This is a genomic window from Microbacterium nymphoidis, from assembly GCF_021044885.1.
GTDB classification, from domain to species: domain Bacteria; phylum Actinomycetota; class Actinomycetes; order Actinomycetales; family Microbacteriaceae; genus Microbacterium; species Microbacterium nymphoidis.
Genome location: NZ_JAJNOD010000002.1, coordinates 191,580 through 207,153 on the forward strand (window position 1 = coordinate 191,580; position 15,574 = coordinate 207,153).

Below are 15,574 nucleotides of genomic sequence, written 5' to 3' on the forward strand. Positions count from 1 at the left end.
CCGGGGATGCTCCGGCGCGGGGCCACCGCAGCGCCTCAGCCGAGGGCGCGGCGAAGTTCTTCCGAGATGATGGCCGCAGTGCGGTCCCAGTCGTACCCGGTCGGGGCCTCCACACGACGCCGGGCATCCATCGCGGCGGTGAGGGCGTCCGCCCATGCGGCCGGATCGTGTGCTTCTGTCACGGCCCAGCCACGCCCGCCCACGATCTCCGCCACCGATTCGCATCCGGCCCAGAAGATCACCGGGACACCGCAGGAGATGGACTCGAGGGCGGGAAGGCCGAAACCCTCGTCCGTCGACGGCTGCACGGTGGCGACGGCGCCGCGATACAGCTCGGCGAGCCAGTCGTCCGTCACGCTGTGCAGCAGCTCGACGCGGTCGTCGACCCCCGCCGCCTCCGCCCACCCGGCCGCCGTGTCGATCTCCGGCTCCGGCAGGACCGCGCGCAGCCTCAGTTCCGGAACGCGCGCGAGGGCTTGCACCACCACGTTCAGGTTCTTGTGATGACGGGTGTTGCCCACGTACATCACGTACGGATACGGCGCCTCTCCGACCGGCCCATCCGGATGAAACGCCGCCGAGCATCCGTTGCCGGCGTTGACGACGCGAACCGCGTCGTCGCGCAGCCACTCGCGGATGTCGCGCGCCGAGGTCTCCGAGACGGTGAGCACCACACCGGCCCGGCGGATCGCATGGCGCACCGGCCCGGCGTAGTAGGCAGCGAACTTCGCGCGCCCGGGCCACGGCGAGCGGAGCTGGATGAGGTCGTGCACGGTGAGGAGCTGCCGCGAAGCGCGCACCAGGGCGCCGTAGCCGGGCGAGTACACGACATCGCCGGGGGAGGCGCCGGGGAGCCTGCGGAATGCGTCGAGGGGGGAGTAGGGCGTACCGCTGAGCTGCAGGGACCGCCAGGCGGGCTCCAGTCGCGGCAGCACTTCGCGCGCATAGCGGCCGATACCGTGGGCACCCCGGTAGCGGTCGTCGACGAACAGAGCGCTCACTCGGCCGCGCCTTCGATGAAGGACGGCGCGGTGGTCTTCGCCACCCATGCGGCGATGCGCTCGGTGAACACCGAGGTATCGAACTCGCGCGCGCGTGCCACGCATGCCTCGGCGGTCGCGCCGGCGGCACGCTCCACCGCGGCGGTCAGCTCGGCAGCATCCGTCCAGTCCTGCACCAGAGCTCCGGTCGCGCCGTCCACCACCGTCTCCGCCGTGCCGCCCACCGCGCTCGCGACGACGGACGTGCCGGTGGCCATGGCTTCCACCGGCATGATGCCGAAGTCCTCGATGGCCGGAAACACCAGCGCGAGGGCCCGACGGTACAGTTCTGCGAGCATCGCGGTCGAGGGATTGTGGACGAAGGTGACGCGGGCACCGCGCGAGGCGGCATAGTCGCGCAGCCGAGCCTCATCCGGGCCCCCGCCGGCGAGAACTGCCGGGAGGCCGGCCGCCATCGCCGCGTCGATCACGTGGTCCAGGCGCTTGTAGGGGACGAATCGCGAGACACCCAGCAGGAACGGGGTGGGAAGCCCGTCGAGGCGCGCCTCTTCCTCCGCCGAAATAGCGGGGGGAGCCGTGAACGCCGCGACCTCTACCGGCGGATGGATCACGATGGCCTCGCGCTCCCATGTGCGTGCGATGCGCTCGGCGATGAAGGCACTGTTGGCCGCGATCGCGACCGGCTCGGCTGCGCGGCGGCGGTCCTGCGGCTTGAGGACGCTGGAGACGAGCCGAGCAGCGGCGCCGGATCCGCGGCCGTCGAGCTCGGGGGTCCAGACGTATCGCGCCGGCGTGTGCGCATAGACCAGCTTCGGGGCGTCGCGTGCGGGCCCTGCGAAACGCGCCTGATGCGCGAACACGTGGCTGCTGCACAGGATCCAGTCGGCGTCGCGTGACGGCAGGTGGCGCCACGCGAAGGGCATGAACGGGAGGGACGCCGCTTTGCTGTGCCGCAACGGAGTGCGCGCCAGCAGCGTTTCCTCGACGCCGGTGAAGCGGCCGTCGCTGTCGTTCCAGAGGCAGAAGCGATCCGCGTCGGGGAAGATTCCGGAGAGCACCTCGAACACGTTCTCCGAACCACCGTGACGGGCGAGCCACTCGTGCACCAGAATGCCGGACACGTCGCACCTCCCGGTTGTCTCGGCCGATGTCGCTCGGTCCGCGACGGCGGGACCGTGTTCGCCGTGTGGCGAAATCATCGGCCTCACACGAGTGTAGTTACTCGCCCGGGAGCGGCGCGCTCGCCTGCAGTGCGCTCACTTTGCTCGAAACGGCACGGTTTGGCAGCGAAGTGGGCACGACGAATCCGAGGGTGGCGAGACGAGGCACCCGGGTTCCCTCAGGGTCGGACGTTATGATCTCGCACGACCTAAAGGAGTTCGACATCGACCCCCACGCGCCCCTCAGCCGCCGTGAAGCACGCGCGCTGAGCCAGTCCGCACAGCCCACTGAGAAGCTGGGTCCCTTCGGCGACGACACCACCGCGACGACTCGGCCGCTGTCCTCCGGCGGCTCTGGCGGCTCCGGCGGCGAGCGTCCGCCGGCGAGGAAGCGTCGCCGTCGCTGGTGGCCGTGGGTGGTCTTCCCGCTCCTGATCGTGCTGATCGCTGGCGCGGTGTTCGCTGCGATGTTCGTGAAGGAAGCGATCAAGGTCCGCGACCTCCTCGAGCAGACCAAGGAGAAGGTCACCGCGGTGATGCCGCTGGTGCAGTCGGGCGACATCGCGCAGATCCAGCCCATCGCCGAGGAGGTGCTGGCCCTCACGAAGGAAGCCGACGGCATCGTCCAGGGACAGCTCTGGGAGTTCGCGGCGAAGGTGCCCGTGGTCGGCGCGAACGTGGCCGCGGTGAGCGAGACCACCCAGGCCACGCACATCCTCGTGCGCGACGCCCTTCCCACCGGACTCAACCTGCTGGCCGCGCTCGATCTGAAGAACCTCACGCTGGAAGGCGGTGGCTTCAACCTGCAGCCCTTCCGCGACGCGCAGCCGAAGATCCCCGCGCTCGCGGCCACGTTCACCGAGGCGAAGTCCCACGTGGACAAGATCGATCAGGCTGCCATCCTTCCGTTCGTGAAGGACAACATCGGCCAGCTCGTGGACATCATCGACGAAGCTTCTCCGGCGTTCGACCTCGCGGAGAAGTACCTGCCCACCATGCTCGCGATGCTGGGCGCCGACGGTCCGCGCGACTACATCCTGCTGTTCCAGAACAACGCCGAGATCCGCTCCACCGGAGGCAACCCCTCCAACGCCGCGGTTCTGCACGTGGACAACGGCAAGATCGAGATGCGCGACGACTGGGAGAGCGCGGCGTTCATCGAGCGCGGTCTGAGCGGCACCGGGTTCGCGCCGATCGAACCTGCGGAGAAGGCCCAGCTGTTCGAGAACGACACCTGGAACAACAGCCAGAACTTCAGCCGCTACCCCGACTTCCGCGACACCGCGGATGTGGTTTCGCGGCTCTGGACCGACGTGAGCGGATCCCCGGTGCAGGGCGTCATCAGCCTGGATCCCGTGGCCCTGTCGTACATGCTGCGCGTCACCGGACCGGTGACCGTTGACGGCGAGGACGAGCAGATCACCGCGGACAACGCCGTCCAGCTGCTCCTGAGCGACACCTACGAGCGGTTCGGAGCGGACGGCCTGGCGGCCAGCTGGTACTTCGGCAAGGCGGCATCGGCCATCTTCGACAAGATCTCGGCGGGCGGATGGGATCCCCTCGCGATGCTGGATCAGCTCAAGGCCGGCGCCGCGGAGCAGCGGATCTACCTCTGGTTCCCGGACGAGGCCTCCCAGGCGATGGCGCACGAGCTGAACCTCGACGGTGCCATCACCGGCGACAACTCGCAGACCGTCCAGACGGGCATCTACCTCAACGACACGTCGTACTCGAAGCTCGAGTACTGGCTGGGCACCACCATGGCGGTCAGCTGCAACGCGGATGCCCGTACCGTCACCACCAGCGTGTCGATGACCAACAGCATCCCCGACTCGATCGGCAGCACCTACACGCTGGGACGGCGCAACACGCAGTGGGGCTACACCAGCAACACCATCACGCTGGACGTGCTGGGTATGGCGATTCCGGGTGGCGAGCTGGTCGGCACCGATCCCGGTGAGGGCGACATCAGCTACAACGACCGGTCCGGTGTGTACAACGGACGGCAGACGCAGAGCCTGACGGCGGCCATCCGCCAGGGGGAGACGCGCACGTTCTCCTTCACCTCATCCGTACCGGCGGATGCCACCACGCCGCTCAGCGTGCGATGGACGCCCACCACCTCGAAGACCCCGGTCACCATCGAGGAGAGCTGCATGTCGATGTTCCCCGGAACGACGACGCCCGCGGGCTGACTGTGAACCTGCTATGTCCCTCTGTGAAGACTCTGTTGCTGAACGCCAGAGACGTAGCAGAATGAACGCGGCTCACATGGGCCGTGAAACCAATCCGGAGGGGAGCACCCATGGGTATCGAAGACGTGGTGAACAAGGGCAAGGACGCCGTCAGCGAGGGCGTTGACAAGGCCAAGGACCTCTACGAGCAGAACAAGGAGAAGGTCGACGAGGCCCTCCACTCGGAGCAGGCCGAGGGCATCAGCGACTCGATCCTCGACGGTGTCGCGGGCTTCGCGAAGAAGGTCGCTCCCGGCGCTGCAGACAAGATCGACGAGATCCGCGACAACGTGGACAAGCAGATCGGCAACAACTGAGTCACCGACTCGTACGAACGCCCGGCCCCGCAGGGGGCCGGGCGTTCTTCTTTCCGGGGTGCTGACGAACCTGGGAGGGGCCTGGGTGCAGGGCCGGGCGTGTCGGGTTAGGTTGGAAGACGGCCACCCGAGGCCGTTGCGCTTTACCCCAGCCAGAGCCCGCGATTCCGAACCGTGGGCTCGTCCCCCGGAGATATCCCCGTGTCTTTTGTGCGCTCGCATGCCCCCGTCCCGATGACCCTGCGAACCTGGTTCGCGCGACTGGTGATGGTGGTGGTGACCGCACTGGTGGCGGGACTCGCCATCGCGCCGGCCGCTTCAGCGACGGTGCCGGTGACGGTCCCGGGCGGGACCACCCCCACCACGCTGGGGCTCACCGTCGAGAGCGAGCAGCTCCTCGCCGGTGAGAAGGCGAACATCACGGTCACCGCGACGAACACGAGCGGGCCGGACCAGTACAACGCCACGGCGGTGGCCGTGCTGCCCCCGGGCGTGAGCTTCGTGGGGCCTGCTGTCGACGGTCAGGGCAAGCAGCTGCCGGCGCCGGTTTCCACGCCATGGTGCGCGGTCCCGAACGACCCGGCCTCGTGCGGCGTGGTGCTCTCCTGGCCCAACATCTCGGACCTCGTCACCGGTTCCAGCCTCACCGTTTCGTTCGACGTCGCAGCCGACGACGCGCGGCACCCGGTGGGCTCGGAGTTCAACGTCGGCGTCGGGATCTACGCCAACGCCAATGAGCGCACCGTTCCGGCGGTCCAGGTTCCCGCGGTGGGCGCGCCGACCGTGACCGGTGCCACGAGCAGCGGCGTCAAGGACCAGCCCGTCATGGTGGTGCCGCTGAAGCTCACCAAGGCCACCACGAACACGCCGGAAGACGAAGCCCTGCGCGGTCAGCCGGTGAACTACCAGCTCACGGTCCGCAACGCTGCGGCCAACGCCAGTACCGAGAACGTCGTCGTGGTCGACAAGCTTCCGGGCGTGATGGTGTTCGACAGTTGCGGCGACGCGCATCCCTGCACCACCGCGATCATCGAAGAAAACGGTCAGGTCTTCACCCAGATCACCTGGGACCTGGGCACCCTCGGTGCGGGCGACGAGATCGTCCTGGATTACACCGCGCACGTCGACCTGCGGCACGTGGCCGCCGACGGCAGCCTCACCGGCGGCGCCACGCGTCCGGTCGGATCGGAGCCGGTCGACGGCTACTGGAGCGAGAATACGGCTCACGCCACGGGCCGCTACCTCGGCAACGTCAAGGACGAGGCCTCGCGTCTGGTCGACGTGCAGGACAGCCACAGCGTGCAGGTGCTGGACCTCAGCATCCTCAAGAGCGGCGACAGCGGCGTGTTCCAGGAGGGCGCCGTTCGCGCCTACACGCTGACCGTGCGCACCAGCGAGTACGTCAGCGCCGCGGGCATCACAGTGACCGACACCCTTCCGGACGGACTGTGCCCCGTGATCCCCGAGGGTGGACCCGCGATCAGCCTGCCGGCCTCATGCGACAACGACGCGGCTCCCTACACGCTGCCCGCCGGTGTGACGCTGACTTCCGTCACCACCAACGCCGACGGCCTCTACGTGCTGACCTTCACGCTGTCGGACATGGCCGCATCGTCGGAGACCACCTTCAGCTACCACGTGATGCAGCGCGCCGACTACGGCAGCACCGCGCGGGACACGCTCCCGACGGTGTCGGGTGACACGTTCACCAACAACGTGCGCGCCGACGGCACCACCACCCCCATCGCGAGCAACACCGTGGATCAGGGACCGGTGGACTCCACCAACACCTCCTCGCACACGCTGGAGACCGCCGAGGTCACCATCGTCAAGCAGGCGTGGACCAACCCGAACCGCACCCCGATCGGAGACGCGGGCGACTGCGACCTGAGCGACGCCGCCAACTGGTCCTCGACCGGCGGCCCGGTCGCCCGCTTCGGTGACCTGATCTGCTTCCGCATCGCCATCGACTTCCCCGCGGGCGTCGACACCCGCAACGCGCGGCTCACCGACTTCATCCCGCCACGTACGACCGCGGTCGAGGTGGTTCCGACCGCCGCGAACAACGTCGTCGTCCCCGGTGTGACCAACACCACCTGGCAGCAGGGCGACAGCCTGAACTGGCTGCTGGGCACTCCCGCCAACGGTGCTTCCTATGTGAAGCCGGGTGCTCACCTCGAGCTCCTCGTCGTCGCGAAGATCACCGAGACGAACCTCACCACCAAGCCCGACCTGCTCGGCAACCTCGCCAAGCTGCGCTACCAGAACACCGATGGTGAGGTGTTCTCGTCCCGCGCGTCGGCCGACTTCTCCATCGCCCCGGTCGTGCCGCTGAGTCTCGACAAGAACGTGGCCCCGGTCAGTGGCAACGCCGACGCCACGCAGGGCAAGGCGTTCCGCTACACGATCGACGTGAAGAACGAGGGCACGGCGGCGAACGCCACTGATCAGCCGGTGAGCAAGATCACCGTGCGTGACGCACTTCCGCCGGGAATCGCCATCGACAACGTCACGAACGTGACACCGGGCAACTTCGTCGCTGAGGTCGCGCCCGCGGGTGCGCCGTTCGCGGGCCAGACGATCATCACCTGGGTGATCCCGGGCCCGCTCGCCCCCGGTGCGACGACGCGGATCTCGTATGACATGACCATGCCCGCCACCGTGGGCCAGGGAACGTCACACACCAACACGGCCGGTGTGACGTCGTACTTCGTCGACAGCACGGACAGCGACACCACGCAGGAGCAGATGTTCCCGCAGAACAACCCGTTCGCGGACTCCAGCTACAAGCCCAACGCGCCGGCGGCCAACGACACCGCCACGATCACCACCCCGAAGGCGGACATCATCAAGTCCACCCTGGCAACGGGGATCACGGCGACAGGCAACAACCTCGCCTCCCAGGCGACGCCGGGCGAGTGGGTCAAGTTCGCGTACACGGTCACCGTTCCGGCGCAGACCACCATCTACGGCGGCATTGCGCGTGACACGCTCTCGGCCGGCCTGGTGCAGGATGCCTCGCAGCCGGTGAGCGCCACGGGCCCTGAGGGCGTCGTCGTCGCAGCATCCGACTCCGTCTGCGCCAGCGCGGTCGATGACGTCACGCTCTGCCCGGACGGCACCCTGCGATTCCCCGAGACGTGGCGCAACACGTCCGACTCTCCGGCGACCTTCGTGGTCACGTACTTCGCGGTCGTGAAGTCCGCCGCCGCCGCGATCGAGCAGAACACCGCACGACTGCTCGCGGCCCCGGCCGAGGGAGGCACACCGGCCACCGTCAAGACCGCCACGGCGAACGTTCAGATCGTGCAGCCGACGCCCGAGCTGAAGAAGGCGATCACCACTCCCGCGAACGGCGTCGTGGTCCCCGGCGGTACGGCGACCTTCACGCTCAGCGCGACCAACAAGTCCGGCTCCGTGCTGTACGACTGGTCGGTGCTGGACTGCATCCCGAGTGAGCTCGTCGCCTCCGACCCGCAGTTCTCGACGTCCTCCGGTGCAGCCGGGGTGACCTTCGCCACCCAGGGCTCCTGCGCGGCGGGAACCACGGCGTACACCTGGAAGGGCGAGGCTCCCCTCGCTGCCGGCCAGACCGTGACGCTCACCTACACGGTCCAGGTGCCGAACACGGCCGCGGCCGGAGCGGTGTACACCAACACCGCGAAGCTCACCGGCTTCAGCCACCCGGACGGTGCGGAGCGCCGCACCTACACGGCGGATGCCAACGCGACCGCCAAGGTCGCCCCGGCCTCGCTGACCAAGCGGACCACGCAGAAGAACGTGGTGGCCGGTGAGACGGTCGAGTGGACGGTCTCCGCTGTGCTGCCTGCCGATGCCTGGCTCTACAACGCCATCCTGACGGACACTCCGGCCGCCGGTCTCGGCGGCACCAACGGCCTGGTCTGGGACGCGAACAGCCTGTCCTGCACTGTGCAGGGCACGGGTGCAGCCACTGACTGCGGGTTCACGCTCGGAGCGGTCTCTGCCGCCGGCGGCACCAGTACGGTGCAGCTCGTCGGCACGCACGCGTCGGGGCACATCGAGCCGTCCAGCGACGTCCGCGTCGTCACGGTGAAGGTGCGCACCACCATCCCGGCGAACTCCACGCTGGCGAACAACACGACGCTGAGCAACAGCGCAAGCATCGCGTGGAACTTCACGCCGAAGTCCGGCTCGGGCCGCGACACCAGTGCCACCGGCACCGACACCACCGTCTTCCGCACGCCCATCGTGACGGTGCAGAAGAGCGTGAGCACGTCCACCCCGCAGCCGGGCCAGGTCTTCACCTACACCGTGCGCGCGAACTCCACCGGCGTGGTCCCGGCCTACGACGTCATCCTCGAGGACACGCTGCCTGCGGGCGTCGTGCTGGTGAACGCCGACGGCAGCCCGATCACGGGCAACACCACGGTGAGCCCGAACGCGGGCGAGCAGGCGGGCCAGGTCTCCGGCAACAAGATCACGTGGAATGTCGGGACCGTTGCCCCGAGCACGAACACCACCCGTACCTTCTACGTGAAGCTGGCTCCCTCCACCTCGCTGGGTGCCGGTGCGATCACCAACACGCTCCGTGCCGCGAGCTGGAACTCGCTCGCCAACAACGTGGGCAAGCAGTACGGACCGAGCGCCAACGCCACGGCGAACGTGACGCCGCGCACCCCGAAGGTGAACGCGACGAAGACGGTCATCGATCCGGTTCCCACCATCGGTGCCGACGGCGTCGCGCTGCTGAACCAGCCGGTGACGTTCCGGGTGACCCTCACCAACAGCGGATCGGGCGATGCGCTCACCGCCGGTGCGAAGGACCTGCTGCCGTCCGGCTGGGCATACGTCGCGGGCTCCGTGCAGGGCGCCGGTGAGCCGGCCGTCGCCGGTGCTGCGCTGACCTGGAACAGCGTCCCCCTCCCTGGTGGACGTCTCACCCCGGGCCAGAGCGTGACCTTCACCTACCAGGCGAAGCCGGTGCGCAGTGTGCTCGTGAACAACCCCGACAACCTCGGCCTGAGCGTCCGGCACCTCAACACCGCAAGCCCCATCGCGGTGACCGACAACGCCGGCTACGACCGCTTCGGCTCCGACCAGAACGCGTATCTGGGAACGAGCGGCACCGCCGGTGTGCGCATCCCGAAGTCGGACCTGTCCGTGGACAAGGCCGTCGCCGACGTCCCGAACAACTTCGTCGCCGGCGGGACCGGAACGTGGACCGTGACGGTGACCAACAACGGCCCCGATGCGGTGAGCGGCGTGCTCCTGCAGGACACGCTGGACAGCGTGCCCGGCGTGACGCTGCGCAGCCTTCCGGATGCCGCGGCGCAGGGATGGAACTGCACGCTCGATGGCAACACCTACTCCTGCACGCGCACCGACGATGCCGCGCTGGGCAACGGTGAGAGCTGGAAGCTGACGGTCGTCGCGGACATCGCCGCCGACGTGACCGATGGCACGGATGTGCGCAACACCGCCACGGTGTCTACGCCCGCCGCGCCCGGATCCGACATCTATCCCTACGACCCGAACCCGGACAACAACACGGACTCGGCGACGGGGACGGTGAGCACGAAGGCAGACCTCGCGATCACGAAGACGGGTCCGGCGTCGTCGACCGCCGGACAGGCGGCCACGTGGACCATCACTGTCACCAACCAGGGCCCGTCGGTCTCGCGCGCTTCGGCGGCTCAGCCGATTCGCGTGACGGACGCTCTCCCCGCGGGCCTGACCATGGAGAACGTCGCCACGGTCAGCGGCGTCAGCTGCGAGAACTCGACCGCGACGAACCTGACGTGTGACATCACGCGGGACCTGGCCCCGAACGAGTCGGTCACGATCACGCTTCAGACGCGCGTGGCGGCCTCGGTGACCTCGGGCACCACGATCACCAACACCGCGACGGTGACGGCGGGTGTGACCCCCGACCCGAACACCGGGAACAACACCGGCTCCGCGCAGACCGTCGTCGGCACCGCCGACAAGCTGAGCATCAGCAAGAAGATCACGGATCCCGCCGAGGCGAACGGTGTCGTCACGGTCACCCCGGGCGAGACGATGACGTACGAGGTCACCGTGCGCGCCCAGGGGCCGTCCGACTCGCGCAACGTGGTGGTCACGGATGTCCTTCCCGAGGGCACGACCTTCGAGAGACTGAGCACCGGGATGGACCACTGGTCCGCATCCGCCAACGGCCGCAACGTCACGTTCGTCTACGGCGACCTCGCCGCGAACAGCAGTGCGACGCTGAGCTACGTGGTCAAGATCGACCCGGCCACCACCGGTACGATCACCGACCCCGATACGCTGGCGAAGATCGTCAACTCCGCGCAGGCACGCTCGGATGGCGACCGCACGAACGTCGTCGAGGCGCCCGCGGGCGTGCAGGCGAAGATCGACATGTCGGTCACCTGGACCGATGTGCCCGAGAAGGCTGTGCCCGGCGGTGACCCGTTCGATGTGACGCTGAACGTCGCGAACGCCGGCCCGTCCACCTCGCACGACGGCGTCACCGTGGTCACCCTGCCCGCAGGGACTACGCTCGCCGGCGACGTGAAGGACGGCGACGTGGTCGACGGCTGGACCGTCAGCACGGTCGACGGCAAGCAGACGCTCACGCGTCCCACGCCGTACGCGCCGGGGGAGTCGCATGACTTCACGCTGACGCTGCAGGTGGCATCCGACGTGAACGGCACGATCGAGCTCGCTGCCGAGGTGTCGACCTCGAACGACACGAAGCTCGAGAACAACGTGTCGTTCGCGCCCATCGAGCTGACGCCGAAGGCGACGCTGTCCGTCACGAAGACGCCGGACGCCACCACGGTGGTGTCGGGGACCGACGTGACGTGGACCATCGTCGTCACCAACAACGGTCCGTCCACCGCGTACGACGCACAGCTCACCGATCAGATGCCGTTCGGCCTGACCATCACGGACGTCGCCCTCGGCGATGCACCCGCCGGTAGCCGCGTGATCGGCTTCGATGCCGCCAGCATGGACGTCTCGTTCGCCGACATTCCGCTGCACGGCACCGCGACGGTCCTCGTGACCACGCGCGTGAGTGCAGGCATCTCCGATGCCACCAGCATCACGAACACCGCGGTCGCGACCACGTCGTCGTCCGTCGACGACACCACGGGCGAGCGCGTTCCCTACCCGGGCAGCGGAACCATCGTGACGGATGCGGTCAGCGGCCTGGAGATCCACAAGAAGGCCGTCACGCCGACGATCGATGCGGGTGACTACGCCACCTGGCAGATCGTGGTGGAGAACCACGGTCCGTCGGATGCGGCCGTTCCGGTCACGATCACGGACGTGATCCCTGCCGGCCTGGCCTTCGTGCGAGCCGACTCGGGTTCGGGCCCCATCTCCTGGGACTGCCAGGTGACCGACGGCACCCTCACGTGCGTCCTGCTGGGCGTCGACGGGCAGCCGACGCCCCTCCCGGCCAACACGTCCGCTCCGTTCCTCACTCTGGTGACTTCGACGGCGCCCAGCCTGGACGCCCAGACCATCACCAACACGGCATCGGTCACGTCGCCCAGCGACGTGGGTGACGAGGATTCGGACGACGTCACGGTGATCACGCGTGCAGATCTGCGGATCAGCAAGACGCACGATGCCGATGCCGAGGCGATCGCCGGCACCCCCTTCACCTGGAACCTCACGGTCACCAACGAGGGCGTCAGCGACTCGCGTGCCGATGCCGCGACCCCGATCACCGTCACCGACGTGCTGCCTGCGGGCGTCACGCTGGCGCCGGAGGCCGAGGGATGCACCGTCACGGGTGACCAGGACGGTCGGCAGATCGTCACGTGCCTGATCACCTCGACCGTGGCCCCGGGCGACTCCGTGTCGTTCGAGCTTCCGGTGCTGCTGGCAGCTGGCCTGGAGGGTGAGGTCGTGAACACCGCGTCCGTCACTCCGGGCATCACCCCGCTGCCGGATGAGGAGCCGCGTGAGAGCACGGACACCATCACCGTGGCAGCTGAGGCCGATCTGTCGGTCGTGAAGTCGGCGAACGCCGAGTCCGCCGTTGCGGGCGAGGAGTTCTCCTGGACGATCGCCGTCACCAACCACGGTCCGTCCGTGTCCCACGCGGACGCGGAGAACCCGATCACGATCACCGACCTGCTTCCTGCCGGAGCGTCCTTCGTCTCCGCGACGGGCGAGGGCTGGAACTGTGACGTCGATCTGCTCGGTCTGCTGGTGTGCAAGCTCGCTACGGACCTGCCGGTGGGCGATGCCGCGCCGATTACCGTCACGGGACTCGTCGCGAGCGACGTGACCGCCGACATCGTGAACACCGCCGCCGTCGCGCCGGGCCGTACGCCGCAGCCCGCGGAGAACACGCAGTCCGACTCGTCGACCGTCACCACGCCGGTGGAGACGATCGCCGACCTGTCGATCGTCAAGACCGTACTCGAGTCGTTCACGGCCGGTGTCGACGGGGCGTACCGCTTCGTCGTCAGCAACGCCGGTCCGTCCGACGCGGTGAACGCGGTCATCACCGACGAACTGCCCGCCGGTCTCACCTTCGCCGGTTCGGACGCCGACTGCTCGGCCGAGGGCCAGCTCGTCACGTGCGTGCTCGGCACCGTCGCCGCCGGGGCGGAGGTCGTCGTGGACATCACGGTGAGCGCGTCCGCGTCCGTCACCGGCGACATCGTCAACACGGCCACCGTCGGCTCCGACACCACCGATCCCGACCCGTCGAACAACACCGACACGGTCACGGGCAACGTGGCAGAGGTCGCAGACCTGCAGATCGTGAAGTCGCACGATCCCGAGGCTCGCGTCATCGCCGGGCAGCCGTTCGCGTGGACGCTCCAGGTGACCAACAACGGTCCGAGCGATTCGCGTGCCACCGAGGCCCACCCCATCGTGGTCACCGACGTGCTGCCCGCCGGGGTCACGCTGTCTCCGGATGCCGTGGACTGCGCCGTGACGGGTGAGCAGGACGGTCGTCAGATCGTCACGTGCCCGATCACATCGACCCTCGTTCCGGGGGCCTCGGTGTCGTTCACCGTTCCCGTGCAGCTGGCCGCCGACCTCGAGGGCGACATCGTCAACACCGCATCGGTGGTTCCCGGAATCACCCCGCTGCCCGACGACGAGCCCCGCGAGAGCACCGACACCGTCACGGTGTCCGCGGAAGCTGATCTGTCGATTGTGAAGACGGCCACTGCCGAGACCGCGACGGCCGGTGAGGACTTCTCGTGGACCATCCAGGTCACCAACCACGGGCCTTCCGTGTCGCACGCCGACGCCGAGCACCCGATCACCGTGACCGACGCGCTGCCCGCGGGCGTGACGTTCGTCGCGGCGGAGGGTGACGGCTGGACGTGCACGACGACGGCCGACGGCACGATCGTCTGCGAGCTGGCCCAGGACCTCGCCGTCGGCGCTGCGGCGCCGATCACGGTCACCGGCCACGTGGCCGCGGGCGTGACGGGTGAGCTGGTCAACACGGCCAGCGTCACGCCCGGCCGCACCCCGCAGCCCGAGGGCGGCGAGGGCCCGGATTCGTCCACGACGGTCACCCCGGTGATCACGGTGGCCGACCTCTCCATCGCCAAGACCGTCTCCCAGAGCTTCACCGCGGGGACGGAGGGCGCGTACCGGTTCACCGTGACCAACCTCGGTCCGTCGGACGCGGTGGGCGTGGCGATCACCGACGAGCTGCCCGCGGGACTCACGTTCGTGAGCTCCGACGGCTCCTGCGACGCGGACGGCCAGCTGGTCACCTGCGCCCTGGGGACGCTGGCGAGCGGGGCGGTCGCGGTCGTCGAGATCCGCGTGCAGGCATCCGCATCGCTGAGCGGCGACGTGGTGAACACGGCCGTCGTCAGCTCCGAGACCACCGATCCGGACCTGTCGAACAACACCTCGACGGTGACGGGGACGGTGGCCGAGGTGGCCGACCTGTCCATCGTGAAGACCGCGACCGACGCGAAGATCGGTGAGCGCATCACCTACACGCTCGAGGTCACGAACGCCGGTCCGTCCGTTGCGCGCGGCGTCGTCGTCACCGACGCGGTGCCGGCGTCACTCACCGGGGTCAGCGCCGCGGGCGAGGGCTGGAGCTGCGTGGTCGGCGATGGCGGTGTGGTCACGTGCCAGCTGCCGGAGCTCGCCGTCGGCGCGACCGCCAGCGTCACCGTGACGGCCACTGTGTCGGCCGCCGCCTACCCGTCGGTGGAGAACACCGCGACGGTGACCTCGGCCACGCCGGAGGACCCGAGCACGCGGGGCGACAACACCTCCACGGTGACGTCGCCGGTGCCCGCCCTCAGCACGCTCACCATCGAGAAGCGTCTCGTCGGTCAGCTGGTGACCGGTCGCACCGCGACCTACGAGATCACCGTCGGCAACAGCGGACCCACCGAGGACCTCGGTCCCGTCACGGTGACCGACGAGCTGCCCGCGGGCCTGACCTTCGCGTCGGCGTCGGCGGACGGCATCACGGACGCCTGCACCGCGCAGGGCCGCACGATCACCTGTGTTCTTCCGGGCCTCGCGGTCGGGGAGGAGCGCGTGATCACGGTCACCGCCACGGTCGACCGCGGAGCGCGCGGCGAGCTGGTCAACACCGCAACGGTGTCGTCCGACTCGATGAGCAACGACAAGGCGCCCACCGCCTCGGCTCGCGGCACGGTCACGGTCGAGGAGCTCTCGATCACCGGTGTCTCGCTCGGCTACGGTGCCCCGATCGCCGTCATGCTGCTCGCCGCCGGCGCCGCCCTGCTGGTGCTGCGCCGCCGCACGCAGGAACGTCGATGAGGTGAGCCGCTTCACGGTGTGAAGTAAGTCAATGCCCCTCCGGAGCCACGCTTCGGAGGGGCATTGCCGTTGGGGGCATGTTGGCGGCGGTGCGG

Annotated in this window: 5 protein-coding genes; 3 read left to right on the forward strand and 2 right to left on the reverse strand. The window is 68.8% G+C overall.

Going from position 1 to position 15,574, the window contains the following annotated elements; translation table 11 throughout:
• Positions 1 to 35 precede the first annotated feature (35 nt).
• Positions 36 to 1,001: a glycosyltransferase family 4 protein gene (locus LQ566_RS10115; protein WP_231091562.1), complete on the reverse strand. Its 966-nt coding sequence runs from the start codon at positions 999 to 1,001 to the stop codon at positions 36 to 38.
• Positions 998 to 2,122 carry a glycosyltransferase gene (locus LQ566_RS10120; protein ID WP_231091563.1) on the reverse strand — a complete coding sequence of 375 codons (1,125 nt, stop codon included), beginning with the start codon at positions 2,120 to 2,122 and terminating at the stop codon, positions 998 to 1,000. The genes LQ566_RS10115 and LQ566_RS10120 overlap by 4 nt, the downstream gene beginning before the upstream one ends.
• A 233-nt stretch (positions 2,123 to 2,355) precedes the next feature.
• Here LQ566_RS10120 and LQ566_RS10125 point away from each other — a divergent pair, with 233 nt between their 5' ends.
• The 3 genes from LQ566_RS10125 (at position 2,356) to LQ566_RS10135 (ending at position 15,479) form a co-directional block, all read left to right on the forward strand.
• On the forward strand, positions 2,356 to 4,356 hold the full coding sequence (locus LQ566_RS10125) for a DUF4012 domain-containing protein (RefSeq protein WP_231091564.1): 2,001 nt from the start codon (positions 2,356 to 2,358) through the stop codon (positions 4,354 to 4,356).
• Positions 4,357 to 4,466: 110 nt separating this feature from the next.
• Complete coding sequence (locus LQ566_RS10130) at positions 4,467 to 4,712, forward strand: hypothetical protein (RefSeq protein WP_231091565.1); 246 nt, start codon at positions 4,467 to 4,469, stop codon at positions 4,710 to 4,712.
• A 234-nt stretch (positions 4,713 to 4,946) separates the two neighbouring features.
• Complete coding sequence (locus LQ566_RS10135) at positions 4,947 to 15,479, forward strand: CLIPPER-2 domain-containing protein (protein ID WP_231091566.1); 10,533 nt, start codon at positions 4,947 to 4,949, stop codon at positions 15,477 to 15,479.
• Positions 15,480 to 15,574 lie beyond the last annotated feature (95 nt).